This is a genomic window from Gammaproteobacteria bacterium (genome assembly GCA_028819075.1).
Taxonomy (GTDB): Bacteria; Gemmatimonadota; Gemmatimonadetes; order Longimicrobiales; family Gaopeijiaceae; genus BD2-11.
Genome location: JAPPMM010000014.1, coordinates 125,437 through 146,739 on the forward strand (window position 1 = coordinate 125,437; position 21,303 = coordinate 146,739).

A 21,303-nucleotide genomic window follows, 5' to 3' on the forward strand; every position below is an offset into this window, starting at 1 on the left:
ACGCCCCCCGGCCAGCCGGCATCGCGCACCGGAGGAACGGCCCGGAGGGTCGCGGCGCCATCCGACGGCCGGCTACCCGCCCGCGTGTGCCAGCGCGATCGCGGCGCGGGTGCCGTCGAACGTCACTTCCCTATGGCTGGTGTACGCCGCCGGCGCCCCATCCCCCTCCTCCGCGACCACGAGATCGACTGCCAGCGTCTCGCCCGCGATGAAGCTGCGGTGGCGGGCCGCGGCGGCGCGCACGCCCTCCGGGCCGGAGATGGCGAGCCGGATGCGGTCGGTGACCTCCAGGCCCGAGTCCCTGCGCAGTCGCTGCACCCGGTTCACCAGTTCGCGCGCGAGCCCCTCCGCGCGCAGCTCGTCGTCCAGGCCGGGGTCGATGGCGGCGGTGAAGCCGCTGGCCGAGCGCACCACCAGGTCTCCGCGCCCGACTTCCGCCACCTCGAGATCGTCGGGGCCGAGCGGGTGTTTCCTCCCGCCGACCGTGATGGACACCGCCTCTCCCTCGCGCCAGGCGCGCAGCGCCGGCTGCCCGAGGGCACGGATGGCCGCGGCGGCCGCGTTGCTGTGCTTCTGGAAGCGAGGTCCGAGCGTACGGAAATTGGGGCGCGCCTCGAGACGCAACAGGTCGCCGGCATCGCGCACGAACACGATCTGCTTGACGTTCAACTCTTCGCGCAACACCGCCAGCACCGGTGCCCGGAGGGCGATGCCGGGAATGGCCGCATGCAGCGTCCGCAGCGGTTGGCGCACACGCACCCCCGCCTGCTCGCGCGCCGCCCGCCCAAGCGTGACGAGCTGGCGCACCGCGTCCATCTCCCGCTCCAGCCCATCGTCCAGGCACCCCTCGTCCGCCTCCGGCAGAATGGACAGGTGAACGCTCTCCCCTCCGGTCAGGGCCCGGTGCAGCCAGTCCGCGGTGAAGGGCGCCGCCGGCGCGATCAGCTGGCTCACCGTGCGCAGAGCGAGGTGCAGGGTGCGGAAGGCGGCATCGGCGTCCGCGGCTCCGGTCTTGCCCCAGTAGCGCGGCCGGCTGCGCCGCACGTACCAGTTGGAGAGGTCCTCGTCGACGAACTGCGCAACCTTCCGGTATGCGGGGGTGAACTGGTAGTCGTCCAGGTCGGCCCGGACGCGCGCCACCAGGCGATGCAGCCGCGAGAGCATCCAGCGGTCGAGGAGCGACGCCTCGCGCGGGACGACCGTCCGTTCCGGCACGCCGCTGCCGTCCCCGCCGTCCCCCGCATCCCCGCCACCCGCGGGTCCCTGGTCGGCCCGCCAACCCTCCACGTTCGCATACAGTGCGAAGAAGCGGTACGTGTTGAAGAGGGTGTCGAAGAACTTGCGCGCCACCTCGGCGATGCCGCGCTCGTCGTAGCGCTTGGGCACCCACGGATTGCTCACCGTGACGAAATACCAGCGCAGCGGGTCGGCCCCGTACGCGCCCACCGCCTCCCAGGGGTCGACCGCATTGCCCTTCGTCTTCGACATCTTCTGGCCCTCGGCGTCGAGCACCAGGTCGTTGACGAGGACGTTGCGGAACGCCATGCCCCGGCCGAGCATCGCCGAGATGGCCATCAGCGAATAGAACCAGCCGCGGGTCTGGTCGAGCCCCTCGCTGATGAAGTCGGCCGGAAAGTGGCGCTCGAAGTGCTCGCTGTTCTCGAAGGGATAGTGCCACTGCGCGTAGGGCATCGCCCCGGAGTCGAACCACACGTCGACCACCGGAGAGGCCCGGCGCATGGTCCCGCCGCATTGGCGGCAGGGCCAGATCACCTCGTCGATGAAGGGCCGGTGCGGGTCGAAATCCTCGCCAAGAGGACCGGCGCGCTCCTCAAGTTCCGCCAGGCTGCCGATCCACTCGGTGGTGTCGTCGTCGCGGTCGCACACCCAGACCGGAAGCGGCGTGCCCCAGTAGCGGTCGCGCGACAGCGCCCAGTCCACGTTGCCGGCCAGCCACTCGCCCATGCGCCCGTCGCCGATCTCCGGCGGGTACCAGGCCGTGTCCCGGTTGATGGCGAGCATCTCGTCCTTGAGCGTCGAGGTGGCGGCGAACCAGGATTCGCGCGCGATGTAGAGCAACGGGGACTGACAGCGCCAGCAGTGCGGGTACGAGTGCGCCACCCGGCCGGCCCGCAGGAGGTTGCCGCGGCGGTCGAGTTCCTCCACCAGCAGGGGATCGGCGTCCTTGACGAACATCCCCCCCACCAGCGGCAGCCCCTCGTGGAAGCGCCCCGCGTCGTCGATGGAGCGCATGAGCGGGAGGCCGTGGCGCTGGCCGGCCGCGTAGTCGTCCGCGCCGAAGGCGGGCGCGATGTGCACGATGCCGGTGCCGTCCTCCGCCGTGACGAAGTCCTCGAGAATGATGCGCCACGCGGCATCGGAGCCGTCAGGGACCGGCACCACCTCCAGCGGCCGCGCGTAACGGACCCCCTCTAGCGAGCGGGCGTCGTGCTCGCGCACGATCCGGGCATCCTCGCCGAGCACGCGCTCGACCAGGTCCTTCGCCACGATCACGCGCCGGCCTTCCGCCTCCGCCTCGGCGTAGGTGAGGGCGGGATTGAGCGCCAGCGCCGTGTTGGAGGGCACCGTCCAGGGGGTGGTGGTCCAAGCCAGGAAGGCGCGTCCTTCAGGGTCCGGCCCCCCGTCCTCGGTGAGGAGAGGAGAGAGGAAGAAGAGCGACGGATCCTCGACCTCGCGATAGCCCAGCGCCACCTCGTGCGAGCTGAGCGCGGTGCCGCAGCGAGGGCAGTAGGGCACGCTCTTGTGGCCGCGGTAGAGAAGCCCTTTCTTCGCCAGCTCGCTCAGGATCCACCAGACCGACTCGATGTAGCTGCTGTCGCAGGTGACGTAGGGCCGCTCGTAGTCGAGCCAGTAGGCGATGCGCTCGGACAGCGCCTCCCAGTCCGCCTTGTAGGTGAAGACGGAATCGCGGCAGGTTCGGTTGAAGCGTTCGATGCCCACCGCTTCGATCTCGGGCTTCCCCGAGATGCCGAGCGTCTTTTCGGCCTCGATCTCGACCGGGAGCCCGTGCGTGTCCCACCCGGCGATGCGCGTGACCCGGCGTCCCTTGAGCGCCTGGTAGCGGCAGGCGAGGTCCTTCAGCGTGCGCCCCAGAACGTGGTGCAGGCCGGGGCGCGCGTTCGAGGTGGGCGGTCCCTCGTAGAAGACGAAGGGCTCGCGGCCCTCGGATGCCTCCATGCTGCGGCGGAAGAGATCCTCGTCGCGCCAGCGCTCGAGGGTCTGCTGCTCAAGTTCGAGCAGGGTGGCGGGCAGGTCCGGGTAGCGCATGGGGGACGTTCTACGCCAGCGAGGCGACGACCGCGCGGGCCACCGCGGTGAGACCGGGCTCCGCCTCCATGGCGACCCGGATGATGGTCGGCACGTCGACCTCCTCCAGCGCGTCCGGCAGGCAGACGTCCGTAACGATGCACAGGCCGCACACCCGCATGCCCATGTGGCGTGCGACGATGACCTCGGGCACGGTGGACATCCCCACCACGTCCGCGCCCATGGCGCGCAGCATGCGGTACTCGGCCCGGGTCTCCAGGCAGGGCCCGGTCACGGCCGCGTAGACCGCGCGCGCGAGCGGAATCCCCTGGGCGAGGGCGGCGTCCAGGGCGACCTGCTGGAGCCCCCGGTCGTAGGGCTCGGACATGTCCGGAAAGCGCGGGCCCAGCGCATCCGCGTTCGGACCCACCAGCGGGTTGTCGCCCAGGAGGTTGATGTGGTCGTCGAGCACCACCAGCTGCCCCGCCGGCCAGAGCGGGTCCATCCCGCCGCAGGCCGCCGAAACCACCAGGGTGTCCGCGCCCAGGGCGGCCATCACCCGGATGGGGAAGGTCACCTGCTGGAGGGTGTAGCCCTCGTAGCGGTGGAAGCGGCCCTGCATGGCCACCACGGGAACCCCGTCGAGCGTGCCCAGCAGCAGGCGGCCCTCGTGGCTCTCCACCGTCGAGACCGGGAAGTGGGGCAGCTCCGTGTAGTCGATGGCGCACTCAACGGCGATCTCGCGCGCCAGGCCGCCCAGCCCGGTGCCCAGTACGATGCCCGCCTTGGCGTGGAGCGTGCAGCGGGCGCGGACTGCTGCGACCGCCTCGTCGATGCGGGTGACGAGGTCGTTGGCGGAAGCCATGCCGGTCGGCGCAGCCGTCGTCGTGCCCGTCCCGGTCGCCGATGTCGTCATGCAACCGTCCCCGCCCGCCGCGCGGGCGGTCTCGGCCGCGGCCCCAGCAGCGCCGTGCCGATGCGGACCATCGTGCTGCCCTCCTCTATCGCAATGCCGAAGTCGTTGGTCATCCCCATCGACAGATGCTCCCCGCGGTATCCCTCGAGCGAGCCGAGTTCCTCGTGCAGCCGGCGCAGGGCGCGGAACGCGCCGCGCAGGACGCTCTCGCGATCGGTGAACGGAGCCATGGTCATCAGCCCGCGCACCAACAGCCCCGGAAGCTCGGTGATGCGCTGGACGGCCTCCGGCGCCTCCGCGGGGGAGATGCCGCTCTTGGTACCTTCCCCCGAGGTGTTCACCTGCACCAGCACCGGCAGGGGAGCGGCGCCGGCGGGTACGAAGCGGTCGAGCCGCTCGGCCAGCCGAACCGTGTCCACCGAGTGCAGCAGGTCGCAGATCCCGATCACCCGCGGGGCCTTGCGGCGCTGCAGGTGCCCGATCATGTGCCAGCGCGGGGCCGGCCGGCCTTCCAGCGCCCCCACCTTGACCTCGAGCTCTTCCACCCGGTTCTCCCCGATATCCCGGATGCCGGCCCCGAGCGCCGCCTCCACCGCCGCCAGCGGGTGGCTCTTGGTCACCGCCACCAGCGTCACGTCGGCGCCCGTGCGCCCGCTCCGGCGCGCGGCCTCCTCGACCTCGTCGCGGACGCGCGGCAGCGCTTCCCTCAGCCTTTCCGGATACATCGATCCATTCCGTCGCCCATGAACCAGTCGCCTACAAACCAAAGGAACCCCGCCGGAAGCTCCGGCGGGGTTCCTGTCCGGCTCGGACCGTCCGAAGCGACTAACGCGTCTGGAAGGTAATGGGAATCGCGATCCACACCGGCACGATCTTGTCCAGATTGAGCGCCGGGGTGAACTGGAACACGTTGGCGACGCGCAGCGCGGCCTCATCGAGGGAGGCGTGTCCCGAGGTCTGCGCCACCAGCGTCCTCTGCACCCTGCCTTCCTCGTCGATGAAGAACTGCACGTTCACGGTGCCGCCGATGCCCGCGTCACGCAGGATCGGAGGGTACTCCCGCTCCAGCGCGCGCTGTACCTCGGGCTCGTTGATGAGGTCGGGACGGACCGTGTAGGGTGTGAAGGTGGGCGCCGCCGAGATGTCGACCGCCTCCTCGTCCGGCGGCGGAGGCAGCTCCTCGACCGGATTGTCCTCGAAGGTGGTCGGCGCGATGGTGATGTCCTCGCTGATGTCGGCCGCGGCGATCACGGGGGTCGCGGGCCGGCTGATCGCCTGGGGCGGCGGGGGAATCTCGATCTCCGGCGGGAGTTCGATCGCCACCAACTCCTCGGAATCGAACGAGACGTCCTCCGCGGTCATGTTCGGCCAGAACATGAACATCACGAAGTGAACCACGGTCGCGGCCAACACCGATCCCCAGAACCAGGTGTTGAACGACCTCTTGAAGCGGTCGTTCGCCGTCAGGGTCGGGCCTTCCTGCACCTGTACAGATTCGTTGTCGCTCATCGTCTCTCCCTCGTCATGCGGCGTTCCAACTCGGTCGCGAATACCACGCGGACCACGTTTGCTTCCTGCAGTTCCTCCTGGACCTGGTTCACGAACTGATACGGCACGTCCGTGTCCGCGCGCAAGGAAATCACCAGGCGCCGGTCCGAGGCCGCGTACAGGGGCGCCACGATGTTGGACAGGGTCGTCATGGTGATGCTGCGGTCGTTCACCCAGACCTCGCCGTTGCGCTCAACCCATACGTGGAGGATGTCCTCCCTCTTTTCGTCGATCTTCTCGCTGGCCGCCGCCGCCGCCCACTCGATGGGCCGCTCCTTGCTGGTGCGGAAGACGGTCGTGACCATGAAGAAGATCAGAAGGAGGAAGGCGATGTCGGCCAGCGACGAAGAGGGGATCTCGTCGGAAGCCTTCGATTTGCGCGAAAATCCGCCCGCCTTGATACCCATCGGCTAATCCTCCAGCAGCTGCAGGGAAATACGTTCCGCCCCGGCGGTCTGCAGGGCGTCGAGGACATCCACCATGAACCTGTAGGGCGCGTTCGGGTGGGTCTTGACCGCGGCGATCAGGTTGGGGTTCTCGGTGACCCCCTGGCGCCAGATCGCTTCAACGTCGTTGGCGCGCACCTGCTGAATCTGCGTGCTCTCGCCCCGCTTTACGTCCACCAGGCCGTTGGGGAGAACCGAGAGGTGCAGGATGTTGCGCTGGCTGACCTGGACCTCTTCCGCGGACTCGGGAAGCACCACCGCCAGCCCGCTGTCCTTCGGGAAGACCGTGGTGACCAGGAAGAAGATGAGCAGCAGGAAGGCGATGTCCGCCATCGAGGAGGTGGGGACCTCGTCGCTGACCTTGGATTTCTTGTTCTGCAGTACGGCCATCTTCAGGTCCTCCCGCCGATTGTGGCTGTTCCGTAATCCTTAAGTTACCAATCCGCTCCCCGTATCGTTCCCGTCACGCCCGATCAGGCGGGCAGACTCGGCGGGGGCGGGGACAGGGCGGTGATCGGATCCCTGGCGACCACGGTCAAATGGCCGGCGTTCTCCAGATCCCAGGTGACGTTCAGAATCGCCTGCGTGCCCTGCTCCATATCGACGATCAGCTTGTCTATGCGCGTGACGAAGAAGTTGTATCCGATGTTGACCGGAATCGCAATCGCGAGCCCGGATGCGGTGGTGAGCAGCGCCACTTTGATCCCGCCGGCGACGAGCGCCGGATCCACGCTGCCCGCGGCCTCGATCGACGCGAACGCGAGGATCATGCCCGCCACCGTGCCCAGGAAGCCCATGAGGGGCGCCACGTTGGCGATGGTCGCGAGCACCACCAGGCCGCGCTCCAGGAAACCGAGCTCTATGGTGCCGACGGTGCTGACGGCCTGCTCGATCTCGCCCTCGCCCACTTCGCGCCCCTTGATGCGCCGGAGCCCGGCCATGAGGATGGCCGACGCCGGTCCCCGCTTGGAGCCTGCCGCCGCGATGGCGCCGTCGATGTCCCCGGCCCGGGCCAGCTCGTCGACCTCCGCCAGAACCTTCGCGGTGTCCTTGTGGGCCGCCCACAGGGTCCAGAACTTGGCGATCATCACGCCGAGCGCGATAAGCGAGCACAGGACCAGCGGATACATCATGAATCCGCCGTCGGCGAACAGGGTCAGGAGTCCGAATTGGTCGTTGGCCACCGAAGCCTTCCTTTTGACGGGATTCGGCCGGGATCGCAGATGCCCGGGCAGACGGAACTCTAGCGGGCGCGCACCGTGCGCGCTACTTCAGCAGTGCGAAACTATCTGCCCATCCGCCGGCCTGTCAACGCCGAAATCCCGCCAGGAGGCGACGCCATGAACGCAATCTTCCGCACCACCGGCCGGGACGCCGCGCGCGTCTCTGGCGCGATCATGTTCCTGCTCCTGCTCGCCGCTGCGGGCCCGCCTCCCGCGGGAGCCCAGGAGGCATCCGATCGGCCCGTCTGGCGCCCGGTCATCCTCGGCACCGAGGCCATGGTCGCGGCGGAGCATCCGCTGGAGGCGCTGGCCGCCGAGGAGGTGCTGCGCGCCGGCGGGAACGCCTTCGACGCCGCTTCGGCGGTCTTCTACATGACGACGGTCGTGGAACAGCACCAGGCGGGTATCGGGGGAGACGCCTTCATGGTCGCCTATCTCGCCGCCGAGGACCGCGTCCTCTTCATCAACGGAACCGGCTACGCGCCCGCGCTCGCGACGCGCGAGTTCTACGAGGAACACGGAGGCATCCCCGGCGCCGGGCCGCTGTCGACCGACGTTCCGGGCGCGGTGGGCGCCTTCGAGCTGGCCCACTCGCGCTACGGCAGCCTGCCCAGGGAACAGGTGCTGGCGCCCGCGATCCTCGCCGCGCGCCGGGGGCATCCGCTCGACTTCTGGGTTGCCGGGCATCACGAGCGCTCGGTGGAGAAGATCTCCCCCTACCCTGCCTCGCGTGAGCTGCTGATGCCGGGCGGGAGGCTGCTCGGAGTGGGCGACATCTACGTGCAGGAAGACCTGGCGCGATCGCTGGAAGAGATCGCGCGCGAGGGCGCGGACGCCTTCTACCGGGGCCGGCTGGCCCGGATGAGCGCGGACTACTACGAGGAGCAGGGCGGACTGCTGCGCTACGAGGACCTCGCAGGCTACGAGGCCGAGGAGGCGGATCCGATCCAGGTGAGCTACGAGGGGCTCGAGGTCTACCAGAGCGCGCCCAACTCGCAGGGCATCGTCATGCTCATGGCGCTGAACATCCTCGAGGGCTTCGATCTGGAGGCGATGGGCCACAACTCCGCGGAATACGTGCATGTGGTTACGGAGGCGATGAAGCTGGGCTTCGCCGACCGGAACCGCTACGTGGCCGACCCGCGCTTCAGCGACGTTCCCACCGAGGAATTGCTGTCGAAGGAATACGCGGCCGCGCGGCGCGGGCTCATCCGCATGGACCGGGCGATGAGCGTGGCTCCAGCCGGCGATCCCCGCAGGATGGCCGCCGTGGCCGAGGGACAGGCCGCGGAGTACGAGAGCGGGGCGCAGGACGTCTCCCGGCCCGAAGTTCTCTATCGGGAGGACGGCGAGACCTCGTCGTTCTCCATCGCGGACCGCTTCGGCAACCTGGTCTCGGTGACGCACAGCGTGAACTCGAGCTTCGGCAGCGGGATGGTGGTTCCGGGCGGCGGCTACTTCCTGAACAACCGCATGCCCTACTACGGGCTCGAGCCGGACGACGTGAACGTGCTCGAGCCGGGCAAGCGCACCCGCCACACCATCAACCCGGCGCTGGCGCTGAGAGACGGCCAACCGTACCTGGCGTGGAACACCCCCGGGGGCGACAACCAGCCCCAGGCGATGCTGCAGGCGTTCCTGGCGGTGGTGCACTTCGGCATGAACGTGCAGCAGGCGGTGGAGGCGCCCACGGTGACGAGCACCGCCTTCCGCGCGTCGATGTATCCGGGGCGCATGCGGGGCATGCTGACGATGCCCGAGGTGCTGTACCAGGGGGCGGGCGAGGCGCTGGCCGCCCTCGGGCACCGCGTGGAGGTGAGCCCGCTGCAGCAGCCCTACCGCCAGACGGCGTCCGGAGCCGGGGCGGTGAAGATGGTCATGATCGACCCGGAGACCGGCGTGATGTACGGCGGCGTGAGCCCGGCGAAGAGCGACTACGTGATTGGATGGTAAGGAGGAGAGAGCCATGCGCCCGCGACCCCAGACGCCCGAACCGACGGACGAAGAACTCAACACCTACATCCTGACCCGCTACCGGCTGCTCGGGATCGACATCTCGGTGCTGCCGGAGTCGGACGAGGACGCGCCGATGGACCAGGAGCGGCTGCTCGAGAACGGCCGCTCGATCCTCCGGCAGGACGTGGAGGCCGCCAACTTCCACATCGATCCGCAGTTCAATCTGCCCAGCGCCTTTCCGGCGCCGCTGGTGGCGTGGACCGGGGAGGCAGGATCATGAGCGGGGGTGGCGCCGGCCGCGCGGTGAGCGCCCGGGCCCGCGAGGCCCCCATCCCCCAGGACGAGCGGGTTTCGCGCCGCTGGTTTGTGGAGCGGATGGCGTGGGTTTCTTCGGCCGCGGCGGCCGGCACCCTGTTTGCGCGCACGCCGGCGGCCGCGAGCCCGCGCGGCCCGGCGGTGACGCCGGAAGCCTTCGGGGCGGGTGTCCGGCTTCAGGAGGTCGACGACCTCACGCAGCTCACGATGTCGGAGTCGATGACGCTGGTCCGGTCGGGCGCGCTGGCGCCGGTAGACCTCGTCGAGGCGTACGTCGACCGGATCGAGGCCTTCGAAGGGACCTACCAGGCCTACGCCGACCGTCCGTCGCGCGAGACGCTCCTCGCGCAACTGGCCCGGACGCCCGCCGACGAGCGGCGCGCCCCGCTACGGGGCATGTGCCTCGCGCCGAAGGACAACTGCTACACGGCGGATCTGCTGACCGAGGGCGGATCGCTTGTATACGAGGGCTTTCAGCCGGACTACGACGCCACCTGCGTAGCCCTGATGCGCGCTGCCGGCGGCCTGGTCGTGGGCAAGGCACAGATGGGCAACCTGGCAGGCGGCAGGGCGCGCGTTTACGGCACCACCACGCCGACCACGCGCAACGCCTGGACCCCGGACGACGTGCGCTACAGCCCGTCGGGATCGTCCTCGGGCACGGGCACGGCGGTGGCGGCCCGGCTCGCGGTCGCCGGGCTGGGAACCCAGACCGGCGGCTCGGTGATCGGTCCCTCCACCGCGCAGGGGCTGACGGCGGTCAAGCCCACCTTCGGCCGCATCTCCCTGCACGGCATCATCCCGCTCAGCTACACGCGCGACCACGTCGGCGCGATGGCGCGCGACGCCATGGACGCGGCCATCCTGCTCCAGGTGTGCGCGCAGCCGGATCCGAACGATCCGCGGACGCTCGGCCTCCCGCGGCCCCCCAACTACGCGCTCGCGGCGACACCGTTCGGAGGCGACCGGCCGCGCGTGCGCTGGACGACCCGGGTGGGCGTGTGGCCCGAGTATCTCGACGGCGACAACGAGCGCGTGAACGAGCTGAGGCGCGACTTCCTCACCGCACTCGAGCGCACGCCGGGCGTTCAGATCGTGCCGGACGTGACCCTTCCAGATGACTGGGAAACCCTGACGTCACCGCCCTTGGGCGGCTCCCACGGCGACCCGACCGCGTTCTTCATCGAGCAACTGCGCGATGACGTGCGCAACTTCGCCGACCGCCTGCCGCGCTTCCTGAACGGCATGCTCCAGAGCGCCGACACCTACGTAAAGGTCCAGCAGGCCCGCAACCTCCTTCGCCACCGCATGGTCACGCAGCTCTTCAACCAGTGCGACGTCGTGGTAACGAGCGCGGGCGGTTCGTTCGACGGGGTCGGGCTGCCGCTCGCGTGCACGCCCATCGGATTCGACACGGACGAGACCACCGGGGCGCGGGTGCCGCGCGGGGTTACGCTGGGGGCGCCGCCGTTCGGGGAGGAGCGGCTGCTCGCGGTGATCGCCGCGTACCAGGCGGTGACGGACTTTCATCGGGAGAGGGCGCCGGATCCGAGCGGGTAGCGCAGCTGGCGAGTGTTTTCCGCATCAAGACATTCTGCGCCTTACGCCTGCCCGCTCGAGCCACCTTGCGTTCTGCGCTGTCCCCGCACGACGTAGAACAGGAAGCCGGCGGCGGCGAGCAGGAGCCCGACACTGATGGGCGATGAGATGAAGATCAGGGGATCTCCGTCCGAGAGGATCAGGGCGCGGCGGAAGTTGGACTCGAGCATCGGGCCGAGGATGAGGCCGAGGAGCACGGGGATCACCGGGTAGCCGAAGCGCCTCAGGACGTAGCCGAGGATGCCGATGCCCACGGCGACGTAGATGGCGAAGGTCGTCCGCTCCGAGGTGAAGGCCGCGACCACGGCCAGCGGCGCGATCGCCGGGAAGAGGATGCTTCGCGGTACGCGCGTGATGCGCGCGTACAGTGGAAGCAGCGTCAGGCCGAACACCAGGATCAGCAGGTAGCTGGCGAAGAATGCGGCGAAGAGCGGGGCGACGAGGTCCGCGTTCTCGGTGAAGAGCTGGGGACCGGGGGTGATGCCGTGAATCACCAGGCCGCCGAGGATGACCGCGGTCACCGAGTCGCCGGGGATTCCGAGCGCCAGCAGCGGTATGAGCGCGCCTCCGGTCACGGCGTTGTTGGCAACCTCCGGAGCGACGATGCCCTCGGGGGCGCCCTTGCCGAAGCGATCCGGCTCGGGCGAGCTGCGGCGGGCTTCGCTGTAGGCCAGGAAGGCGGCCATGGCGCCGCCGGCGCCCGGGAGCGCTCCGACTGATGTGCCGATCACCGAGTTCTTGACGAAGGGCCTCCATCCCACGCGGCGCACCTCTCGCCACCAGCCCAGGGCGCCTTCCCGCCCGTCCGAGGGGTGATCCTGCGTCCTCGACGGCGGCAGGCTCGCCTGACGGTACAACTCCGTGAAGGCGAAGATGCCGATGACCACCGGAATCAGCGGCAGGCCAACCAGCAGGTTCACCGAGCCCAGGGTGTAGCGTGGGACCGGCACCAGGGGGTCGATGCCGACCGTCGAGAGCATCAGGCCGATGACGGTGGCGGCCATGCCCTTTGCCAGCGATTCGCGCGAGACCGTCGCGACCGCGACCAGCGCCAGCACCACCAGGGCGAACATCTCGGGGGACTGGAAGCGCAGCGCGATGCGCGCCAGTTGCGGGCTGAAGAGGACCAGAACCAGGCCCCCGGCCAGGCCCCCCACGACGGAACTGAAGGTTGCGATGCCGATGGCGGTGCCGGTCCGGCCCTGGAGCGCCATCGCGTTTCCGTCGAGCATGGTCATCGCGTTCGCGGGCGCCCCGGGAATGCGGAGCGCGATCGCCGCGATCGAGCCCCCGTAGAGGCCTCCGGTGAAGATTCCGACCATCATCACGATCGCGTTGGCGGCCGAGAGCTGGTAGGTCAGCGGCAGCAGCAGCGCGATGGCCAGGGTGGCGGTGAGGCCCGGGATCGCGCCGATGGCGATCCCCAGCAGGGAGCCGGCGGCGAGGGACAGGAGGAGGGTCGGGTCGAGGAATAGCTCGAGGTTCACGGAGCGCCTCGCGTGGCAGGGACGCTCGGAGCCAATCGCTCGCGACTCATCCCAGCAGGCCCTCCGGCAGGCGGGCACCCAGTACCACCCGGAACAGCACGTAGGTGAGGAGCGTCACACAGGGTGCCAGCAACAGGATCGTGCGTCGCTCGGCGCCGAAGCGTTCAGCAATCGCCCCGGTGTAGAGCAGGGTCGCGAGGATGTAACCCAGGGTCTGGAAGACGGTGGCGTAGACGATGGTCAGGCCGATGACGGTCCAGGCGCGGGTGGGGCCGGCGCGAGCGGAACCGGGGTCGGGAGAGCTGGAGACTGGGTCGTGACTGGTCGCGTCGGCCGTCCGGTTACCTTCGGCTGCGCGCTCGCGCCGCAGCTTGCGCCATCCGGAGAGCGCGATGCCGGCCGAAAGGAGCGCGAGCGCGGAAGCCAGGCCGATTGGGACGAGGGCGACGTCCGCATCTCCCGAGGAGGCGAGCCCGCCGGCCCCGAAACCGTAGGCGAGGGCGACGACGAAGAGGCTGGCGCCGGAGATGAGGTCGGTTCGCGGAGAACGGCCGCCGTCCGCGCTCACGCGATCCACTTCGAGACCGGGGCGTTGGCTTCCTCCAGCGGCTGGGTGACGACGTCGAGGAGGAACGGGCCGGGGGCGGTGAGCGTCTCCTGGACGGCCTCGCCCAGCTCGGCGGGGTTTTCCACGCGGCGGGCGCGCAGACCGTAGGCCCGGGCGATGGCGGCGTGGTCGGAGTCCTTGAAATCGACGGAGAAGTACCTGCTGCCGCGGCTTTTCTGGCCTGCCTTGATCCAGCCGTAGCCGGCGTTGTTGCAGACGATGAGGGTGACCGGGAGGTCGAGCCGCACCAGGGTCTCGAGCTCACCGGCGGAGATGCCGAAGCTGCCGTCGCCCATGACGCCGATGACGCGGCCGGCGTCGGGTCGGGCACAGTGCGCACCGACCACGGCGGGAAGCGCGTACCCCAGGGCCCCGAAGGCACGCGGGCTGACGAACCAGCGGCCGGCCTGCGGGAGGCGCCAGTAGGCGGAGAAATACGGGCAGGGCGTGCCCGGGTCGGCGAGGATGATGGCGCGGTCAGGGAGGCGGGGCAGCAGCTCGGCGAGCAGGCGCTCGGGGCGGACGGGTTGCTCCTCGGAGGCGAACAGCCCGGCCACGCGGTCGCGGTGGGCGCGGCGGGCGGAGGCGATCTCGACCGGGTCGAGGCGGGGGGTGGCGGCTGCCCGGTCGTGCAGCTCGGCGGTGAGGGCGACGAGGCCCTCGCGCGCGTCGGCGCGCATGCCCGCGGCAAGCGGGTAGCTGCGCCCGAGGACGCCCGGGTCGACATCGAGCTGGACGAAGCGCGCGTCGCCCGGGCGGGGGAGGGTCCACTTCTCGGTGGTCACGGAGCCGGTGGCGCACCCCACGTAGAAGACCACGTCGGCCTTGCGCACCAGGTCGTGGCGCCAGGGCAGGCCGCCGTTGCTGCCGATCACCCCGAGCGAAAGGGGGTCGGTCTCGGCGATGCTCCCCTTCCCCGAGACGGAGGTGGCCACGAAGGCGCCCAGTGCGCAGGCGAGCTCGCGCACTTCGGTCCAGGCGCCCGAGCGCAGCACGCCGGCGCCGGCCACGATCAGGGGGCGGCTGCTGCGGGCCAGCTCGCGGGCAACGGCGCGCACCTGGTCGGGGGCGGGGGCGACCCGCTCGGCGGGGTAGCGGCCGTAGCAGGCGTCGCCGTGAACGGCCGAAGCGGGGACCGAACCGCCCTGGGTGTCGAAGGGGAGGGCGATCTGACATGCGCCCAGGCGGCCGGTGGAGGCCTCCCGGAAGGCCGCGCGCGTCATGCCGGGCAGGTCCTGGGGGGTAGTGGGGGAGAACACGCGCCGGGTCACGGGCGCGAACAGCGCGGCCTGATCGAGGTCGGTCAGCGTGCCCACGCCCCGCTCGGTGGTGGCGATGTCGGAGGTGAGGCACACCATCGGCACCGACGACTCGTTCGCCTCCGCGACTCCGGGGAGGATGTAGGTCGCGCCGCCGCCGCTCGGGCCCTCGCACACCCCTACCCTGCCGCTCAGGCGGGCGTAGGCGTCGGCCATGAAGGCGGCGCTGCGCTCGTCGCGGGTGAGGACGTGGCGGATGGCGGGCGACGCGGCCAGCGCCTCGTACCACGGGAGCGACGTGTCGCCGCACAAGCCGAAGATCGTGTCGACGCCCAGGTGCTCGAGTACGCCGACCAGGGCCTGGCCGCCGTTCACACGTCCTCCAGCGCGGCCAGGAGACCCTCGACCCGCGGGGCGAGGTCGTTCAGGTATTCGCGCACGGCGGTCCGCCCGCGCCACGTCGCGCCCACGGCCCCGGCCCGTGCCCATTCCTGGAACTCGGGCGACGACGCCGCAGCCTCGCAGGCGCGCTCCAGGGTCGCGAGCCGATCATCGGGTGTGCCGGGCGGCGCCATCAACATCCGAAAGCTCCCGTATTCCAGGTCGTAGCCGAGTTCCGCAAACGTCGCCACGTCCGGCACCAGCGGACTCCGCTCGGGCGCCATCAGCGCGAGTACGCGCAGTTCCCCGCTGCGCACGTAGGACATCGCTCCGGGGAGGCTGGAGACGATGGCATCGACTTCATCTCCGAGAATCGCGCCGACCTGCGGCCCGGAACCTCCCTCGTAGGGGATGTGCCTCAGTTCGACGCCCATCGCCTGCTCCATGGCCGCGGCGTGCTGATGCCAGACTCCCTTCTGCCCCACGTTTCCGACCGCGATTGTGGCCGGGTTGGCCCGCGCGTCAGCCTGGAACGCCGCCAGGTCCGCCCATCGATCCGCGGGGACGATCAGGGCGCTGGGATGCTCGGTCACCATGCACACCGGCTCGAGCGCCCTCCAGTCCACCGGCGCCAGGCCGAGCAACTGGACGCTGAGCGCATCGTAGGTCATGGTCCCGAGCGTGTACCCGTCCGCGGGCGCGTTCTGCACGACGGTAAGGCCGACCGAACTCAGTCCTCCCGGGACGTTCTCGGTGACCACTCCGACGCCGATCTCCTCCTCGAACCACCTCATGAAGCCGCGCATGGCAGTGTCGGTGCCGCCGCCGGCCCGCCACGGGATCACATGGCGGATCTCGCGGCTCGCCATTCCAGGCAAGGTGACGGAGGCGCGCGTCGGCTCGCAACGTCAAGACCAGACGACACTACGACAACATCAGACGATTCCCCCCCATGCCCATCTCCCCCGTCATCGTCGTTCCCGGAATCACGGCGTCGGACCTCCACGACGAGTACGAGCTGCCGCCCGAGGCCGTCTGGACCACCATGCTCAAGCGCCGCTACGACCGCGTCACGCTGCACCCGGAGGACCAGCGCTACGAGCTGCGCGAGCCGGCCCGGGTCATGCCGCGCGGCCCCTTCCCGCTCATCTACGAGGATCTGATCGAGGAGCTGCGCGACGGGCTCTCCGACGACCAGCCGGGGCCCGTGCCGGTGTTCCCGTTCGGCTACGACTGGCGCCTGCCGCTGGACTGGACCGAGGAGCGGCTAGCCGCCTTCGTGCGCGAGGTCATCGACAGAACGTTGCTGATGAAGCACTACCGGGACGACGAGGCGTATCGGGCCAACCCGACCGTGTCCCTGATCGGCCATTCGATGGGCGGGCTGATCATCGCGGGGTACGCCGAGAGGCTCTTCGCCGAGCGCATCGGGAGCCCCGCGGACGGCAGCCACCTCGTCGACAAGGTCGTGACGCTGGGGACCCCGTTCCGGGGCTCGTACGAGGCCATCCTCAAGGTCGCCACCGGGACCAGCGAGCTTGGGGACGACTCCGGCAAGGCCCGGGAGCGGCGCATGGCCCGCATGACGCCCGCCCTCTATCACCTGCTGCCGGAGTCGGCGGGGTCGATCGCGTCCCAGGGCGGCATGGCGGTGAACTTCTTCCGGCCGGAAGCGTGGCAACCGAACGTGGTTCAGACCATCGAACATCAGGTCAGGGACTGGGACGTAACCGGGGCGGAACTCTTTCGGAAGATGCTCGACGAGGCACGGGCGCACCGCGAGCGCATTTCGGGGCTGGAGCTGCCTGATGCCGGCGATGGCTGGCTCGCCATCGCGGGCGTCGACTCCAGGACCCGCATCGGACTCAGGGTGACGCGCGACGAAAACGGCTTCCCGCGCTTCGACCTGCGGGGCGCGGAACGACGCAACGAGTGGGACTCCGACATCGGGGGCGACCGCCGCGACACCGGCGACGGCACGGTCCCGCTCGAGGGCGCGATCCCGCCCTTCCTGGACGAGGCGCGCGTGGTGTGCGTCACTCCCGGCGACTTCGGCTACTGGGAGATCCGCGACCGGGCGCTGTCCGCCGCCGCGGGCTTCCACGGGCTGCTGCCGAAGATGAACATGCTGCACCGGCTCATCCTCCGCTTCCTGCTGGGGCGGGGCGATCCCTACGGAAACACCTAGGGACGGCCGATGCCGGGGGTGCAGGAGTGGAACCCGCCGCTCGAGCTGACGGAGAAGAGCTGAGCAGGAACAGCGTTTTGTCGCATGGGTGTCGCGATTTGACAGGGTTCCGGGCGGGGGATACCGTCACGTAGCGATGCGTTCGCGACCCGCACCCGAACCCCGGCGCGCTCATGATCGCGTTGTATTATGACACACGTGACTTGCGCGACCGGATCGAAGGGTTGCTCGGCGACGCGGATCTTTACTCCACGCGGGACCGCGACGAGTTCCATTCGTTCATCGCCGCGACCGACATCGGCATCGCCGGTCTGCAACGCTGTTCGAGTTCCGACGTGGCCTGGCTCCGGGAGGTTTTCGCCCAGGGTCTCGCAAGGCCCTCCTGCATCGTGGTTACGCCGTTGTCGCTGGCTCGCCTCCAGCGGCTCCGGACGGCCGAGTCGCACCGGTTTCAGGTCGTATGGGAGGAGGAAGCGCACGACCACCTCAGGCCGACTCTGGGCCGGGTCAATGTGATGCATCGGGATCCGCTCCGGCTTCTGGGGCGTCGCATGCTCTGGTCCGGCTCGCTGCACTGGTCAATGGTGAAGGCGGTTGAGCGCATCTGCAGGCTCTCGGACGAGTGGCGATCCAGCCCGCCGGCGAAATCGGTCCGGGATCTCGCGCAGGATATCGAGGTGCCCGCGGAGACCTTCCGCCGGTACTGGAAGGAGAACATGCCGCTGCGGTGCGGTCCCAAGCAGCTCCTCAGTTGGGCCCTGCTCATGTGGGCGCTTGGCGAGCGGCCGAAGACTCGCTGGGACGCCATCGCCGGGAGGGCGGGTGTGCGCCGACGCACGCTCGAGCGCCACAGCGTGCGCCTGGTGGGGTGTACGCTCTCCGTCGCAACCCGCGAACCGACCCTGGTTCGGCGCCGCTTCCGGGCCTGGGTCTCGCAGGTGTCGGACGTGAAGCCGCCCGCCGCCCCCCCGCTGCCGTCGGCCGGACAGCAAACCCGTCCAGCGCGGGTCCAGCGTCAATGGGACGATGTCGTCGGCTCCCCCGGCTTCTTCGTCGCAGGTCGGCGCTGGACAGCGCTGCCGGGTTCGCCCGGGCGCCCGGACATGCGGGCGGAGTTCGTTGCCCAGGCGATGATGGCCGGGCAGTAGCTGTTGGAACGCTCCAGAGAGGTGATGTCAATGAAGATCGCACGCACGGGTGTGACTCTGTTCGTGGCCTTCGCCCTGGCCCTGCTGCCCGCCTGCGCGACCGAGAGTCCGGGCGGTGGGATGGCGTCGGAATCGTCGGGCCCCGTGGTCAAGGGGGGCGATGACCGAACGGGCGAATACGACGCCGTTCCAGGATGGTGGAAGCCGGCGCCGGACCATGTGGAGCCGTGGGGCTGGGGCCAGGTCTCCGGGGTCGCGGTCGACAATCCGGACCGCGTCATCGTCGGCATCTGGGGAGATCGGGATGCCCAGGGGAACGAGCGCGACGGCAGCACCAACTACGTGGTCGCCGTGGACCGGGACGGCAACATCACCGAGAACTGGTCCCAGTGGGATTCCATCTTCAACAAGCCGCACCAGGTCTACATCAGCCCCTACGACCCCGACCGCCACGTGTGGATCGTGGAGCGCGGCGGCGGCAAGAACGTCAACATGCAGCTCCTCAAGTTCTCCAACGACGGGAGCGAGCTGGTGATGCGGCTGGTTGATCGAGATCACCCGACGACCCGCGCGGACGCGCGCGCCAACCCGCACCCGGACCCGTACGAATACGGCGACCCGTCGGTGATGGCCTTCCTCCCCAACGGCGACTTCCTGCTGGGCGACGGCTACTGGCACTCGCGCATCATCAAGTACAGCGCCGAGGGAGAGTACCTGATGGAGTGGGGCGAACTGGGGAGCGGGCCGGGGCAGTTCGACCTGATTCACGGGCTCGCGGTGGACCGCAACCGCCGCGTCTACGTGGGCGACCGCACCAACAACCGCATCCAGATCTTCACCGAGGACGGAGAGTACCTCGACGAGTGGCCCGACATCACCGACCCGGTGGGCGTGTTCGCGGACGAGCACGATGCCATCTGGGTCATCTCGGCGGCGCTGAACCGCATCCTCAAGTACAACACTTACGGCGAGCTTCAGTACTACGTCGGTGCCTACGGGGGCACCCGGGGCGGCTTCCCCGGCGGCCTGTCACGCCCGCACCAGATGGACGTCGATCAGGAGGGCAACCTCTACATCGCGAGCTGGGACGGGGGCTGGATGGACAAGTACATCCCCAAGCCGGACGCGGACCCGGCCAAGCTGATCGGGAGGCCGCTGGTTCTGGACCACTAGGGGCGATTCGACCGACCCTGAGAAAGACCCGTCGAGGTGTGAGGAGCATCTTGACGGGCTTCTCTTTGTAGTGGATGTTGTAATTATTCAACATTCATAGCTTTTGGGTATGATAACATCCACATGCCAGTCAGACGCAAGATTACATCGTCCCCGCCCGCCGCGGTCGAGGAGTCTCTGAAGCGGGTGGGCCGCAACATCCGCATCGCGCGCCTGCGCCGTCAGTTGCGCATCCAGGACCTGGCCGAGCGCATGGGCGTCTCGCGGTTCACGGTCGCCGATCTCGAGCGGGGGAAGCCAGGCACCTCGGCGTCCGCCTATTTCGGTGCGCTCTGGTCCCTCGGCCTGCTGGACCAGGCGGACGAGCTCGCCGACCCGGACCGCGACGAGGAAGGCCGGGTCCTGGAGAACGCCCGCGCCCCCCGGCGCGCCGCCCGCCCCCGACGCCTCGACAATGACTTCTAGACGTGCGTGCTACGTCTTTGTCGTTCTGCCCGGGGAGACGGAGTTCACGGTGGCGGGCAAGTTTCGCGTCTCGGAGACCCGCGCGGGATCCCCGCTGGGCGAATTCGTCTATGGGCGGAGCTTTCTTCATCGCCCGGATGCCGTAGAACTCGATCCCGTGGAGCTGCGGCTGGTGGAGCGCGTGTACCGGACGGGACGGATGGAGGGCTTCTTCGGCGTCATTCGCGACGCCATGCCGGACTACTGGGGACGCCTGCTGATCGAGAAGCGCTCCGGTCGCACGATGCCGGAGGAGTTCGACTACCTGATGCTGGGGCCCGACGACCGCGCGGGCGCGCTCGGGTTCGGTTTGGAGCTGGAGCCTCCGAGGCCCCGGCGGCGATTCAACGCGGTGGTCGACCTGTCGCGGCTTCAGGCGGCCGCGGACGCCGTGCTCGCGGACAGGTTTGAGGTTACCGGCGCCGTGGCCGATCGCGCGCGCGAGCTGCTGCTTGCAGGCACCTCGATGGGGGGTGCCCGCCCGAAGGCCCTCGTCGAGGACGCCGAAGCGCTGTGGATCGCGAAGTTCCGCCAGCCGAGCGACCGCTGGAACCTGCCCCGGGTGGAGCACGGCCTTCTCCGGCTTGCGCGGCGATGCGGACTCGACGCGGCGGAGAGCCGGGTCGAACGCATCGGCAACCGCGATGCGCTGCTGGTGCGCCGCTTCGACCGGGACTGGACGGGTAACGGCTACCTGCGCCACCGCATGGCGAGCGCACTCACCCTCCTGCGTGCCGATGACTCGCCCACGGACCGCAGGCGCTGGTCCTATCTGTCGCTCGCCGACGAAGTGAGGCGCGCAAGCGCTTCTCCCAGGGAAGACCTCCGCGAACTGTTCGGTCGGATGTGCTTCAACGCCGCGGTCTCCAACCTGGACGATCATCCGCGCAACCACGCCCTGCTGGCGCGGGGACGCAGCTGGCGCCTGAGCCCGGCCTACGATCTGGAGCCGATGCCGGTGGTTGCCGTCGAGCGACGCGACCTGGCCATGGTCTGTGGTCCGCGGGGCCGCAGGGCCAGCCGGGCCAACCTGCTGGCAGCCGCCGGGCGCTTCCTGCTGGAGCGCGACGAGGCCAGGGCCATCTTCAATCATGTCACGGAGACGATTCGCGGCTCGTGGCACGAGACCATGCGGCGGGCCGGGGTGAGCGAACGGGACTGCGAGCGCATCCGGGACGCCTTTCTCTACGACGGGCTGTTTCTGGATGCGGGATGAGGGTCGGCAACGCCCGGGCGATTTGTTCGCCCGTGTGGGGATGCAGTATCATGTTCGCCCCAAGTCGGAA

19 protein-coding genes are annotated in these 21,303 nt (G+C 69.6%); 8 read left to right on the top strand and 11 right to left on the bottom strand.

The window, feature by feature from the left end:
- Positions 1 to 72 precede the first annotated feature (72 nt).
- The 7 genes from ileS to OXU32_01755 all read right to left on the bottom strand — a co-directional run bounded on the left by ileS (position 73) and on the right by OXU32_01755 (position 7,361).
- Positions 73 to 3,288 (bottom strand): isoleucine--tRNA ligase, encoded by a 3,216-nt coding sequence (ileS, locus tag OXU32_01725; GenBank protein MDE0072689.1) that lies wholly within the window; start codon positions 3,286 to 3,288, stop codon positions 73 to 75.
- 10 nt (positions 3,289 to 3,298) lie between these two features.
- Positions 3,299 to 4,132 carry a purine-nucleoside phosphorylase gene (locus OXU32_01730; protein ID MDE0072690.1) on the bottom strand — a complete coding sequence of 278 codons (834 nt, stop codon included), beginning with the start codon at positions 4,130 to 4,132 and terminating at the stop codon, positions 3,299 to 3,301.
- A gap of 47 nt (positions 4,133 to 4,179) precedes the next feature.
- Positions 4,180 to 4,908 carry a YggS family pyridoxal phosphate-dependent enzyme gene (locus OXU32_01735; GenBank protein ID MDE0072691.1) on the bottom strand — a complete coding sequence of 243 codons (729 nt, stop codon included), beginning with the start codon at positions 4,906 to 4,908 and terminating at the stop codon, positions 4,180 to 4,182.
- Between the two features lie 100 nt (positions 4,909 to 5,008).
- Entirely contained in the window at positions 5,009 to 5,692 is a 684-nt protein-coding gene (locus OXU32_01740; GenBank protein ID MDE0072692.1) for a TonB family protein, read from the bottom strand.
- On the bottom strand, positions 5,689 to 6,138 hold the full coding sequence (locus OXU32_01745; protein MDE0072693.1) for a biopolymer transporter ExbD: 450 nt from the start codon (positions 6,136 to 6,138) through the stop codon (positions 5,689 to 5,691). The genes OXU32_01740 and OXU32_01745 overlap by 4 nt, the downstream gene beginning before the upstream one ends.
- Before the next feature lie 3 nt (positions 6,139 to 6,141).
- On the bottom strand, positions 6,142 to 6,567 hold the full coding sequence (locus tag OXU32_01750) for a biopolymer transporter ExbD (protein MDE0072694.1): 426 nt from the start codon (positions 6,565 to 6,567) through the stop codon (positions 6,142 to 6,144).
- Positions 6,568 to 6,650: 83 nt separating this feature from the next.
- Positions 6,651 to 7,361 (bottom strand): MotA/TolQ/ExbB proton channel family protein, encoded by a 711-nt coding sequence (locus tag OXU32_01755; GenBank protein ID MDE0072695.1) that lies wholly within the window; start codon positions 7,359 to 7,361, stop codon positions 6,651 to 6,653.
- A gap of 156 nt (positions 7,362 to 7,517) precedes the next feature.
- Between OXU32_01755 and ggt the strand changes: the two genes are divergently transcribed.
- From ggt to OXU32_01770, 3 genes are read left to right on the top strand one after another with little or no spacing between them, the layout of a single operon-like run.
- Positions 7,518 to 9,353, top strand: coding sequence for a gamma-glutamyltransferase (ggt, locus tag OXU32_01760; GenBank protein MDE0072696.1), 1,836 nt, complete (start codon positions 7,518 to 7,520; stop codon positions 9,351 to 9,353).
- A 13-nt stretch (positions 9,354 to 9,366) separates the two neighbouring features.
- Positions 9,367 to 9,636, top strand: coding sequence for a hypothetical protein (locus OXU32_01765; protein MDE0072697.1), 270 nt, complete (start codon positions 9,367 to 9,369; stop codon positions 9,634 to 9,636).
- The gene (locus OXU32_01770) at positions 9,633 to 11,231 is read left to right on the top strand and encodes an amidase (protein MDE0072698.1); all 1,599 of its coding nucleotides are present in this window, start codon (positions 9,633 to 9,635) and stop codon (positions 11,229 to 11,231) included. Before OXU32_01765 ends, OXU32_01770 begins: the two co-directional genes overlap by 4 nt.
- Before the next feature lie 41 nt (positions 11,232 to 11,272).
- On the opposite strand, the gene OXU32_01775 is transcribed toward OXU32_01770, so the two are convergent.
- The 4 genes from OXU32_01775 to OXU32_01790 are packed head-to-tail and all read right to left on the bottom strand — an operon-like array spanning position 11,273 to position 15,849.
- Positions 11,273 to 12,757, bottom strand: a complete 1,485-nt coding sequence (locus tag OXU32_01775; protein MDE0072699.1) for a tripartite tricarboxylate transporter permease — start codon at positions 12,755 to 12,757, stop codon at positions 11,273 to 11,275.
- A 46-nt stretch (positions 12,758 to 12,803) separates the two neighbouring features.
- Positions 12,804 to 13,325 (bottom strand): tripartite tricarboxylate transporter TctB family protein, encoded by a 522-nt coding sequence (locus OXU32_01780; GenBank protein MDE0072700.1) that lies wholly within the window; start codon positions 13,323 to 13,325, stop codon positions 12,804 to 12,806.
- Positions 13,322 to 14,998: a thiamine pyrophosphate-binding protein gene (locus tag OXU32_01785; protein MDE0072701.1), complete on the bottom strand. Its 1,677-nt coding sequence runs from the start codon at positions 14,996 to 14,998 to the stop codon at positions 13,322 to 13,324. Before OXU32_01785 ends, OXU32_01780 begins: the two co-directional genes overlap by 4 nt.
- Positions 14,995 to 15,849 (bottom strand): tripartite tricarboxylate transporter substrate binding protein, encoded by an 855-nt coding sequence (locus OXU32_01790; protein MDE0072702.1) that lies wholly within the window; start codon positions 15,847 to 15,849, stop codon positions 14,995 to 14,997. The genes OXU32_01785 and OXU32_01790 overlap by 4 nt, the downstream gene beginning before the upstream one ends.
- 107 nt (positions 15,850 to 15,956) lie before the next feature.
- Between OXU32_01790 and OXU32_01795 the strand changes: the two genes are divergently transcribed.
- The 5 genes from OXU32_01795 (at position 15,957) to OXU32_01815 (ending at position 21,233) form a co-directional block, all read left to right on the top strand.
- On the top strand, positions 15,957 to 17,192 hold the full coding sequence (locus OXU32_01795) for an alpha/beta fold hydrolase (GenBank protein ID MDE0072703.1): 1,236 nt from the start codon (positions 15,957 to 15,959) through the stop codon (positions 17,190 to 17,192).
- Between the two features lie 203 nt (positions 17,193 to 17,395).
- Positions 17,396 to 18,340 (top strand): hypothetical protein, encoded by a 945-nt coding sequence (locus tag OXU32_01800; protein MDE0072704.1) that lies wholly within the window; start codon positions 17,396 to 17,398, stop codon positions 18,338 to 18,340.
- Positions 18,341 to 18,370: 30 nt separating this feature from the next.
- On the top strand, positions 18,371 to 19,513 hold the full coding sequence (locus OXU32_01805; protein MDE0072705.1) for a hypothetical protein: 1,143 nt from the start codon (positions 18,371 to 18,373) through the stop codon (positions 19,511 to 19,513).
- A gap of 123 nt (positions 19,514 to 19,636) precedes the next feature.
- Positions 19,637 to 19,978 (top strand): helix-turn-helix transcriptional regulator, encoded by a 342-nt coding sequence (locus tag OXU32_01810; GenBank protein ID MDE0072706.1) that lies wholly within the window; start codon positions 19,637 to 19,639, stop codon positions 19,976 to 19,978.
- Positions 19,968 to 21,233, top strand: a complete 1,266-nt coding sequence (locus OXU32_01815) for a HipA domain-containing protein (protein MDE0072707.1) — start codon at positions 19,968 to 19,970, stop codon at positions 21,231 to 21,233. The genes OXU32_01810 and OXU32_01815 overlap by 11 nt, the downstream gene beginning before the upstream one ends.
- Positions 21,234 to 21,303: the final 70 nt, after the last annotated feature.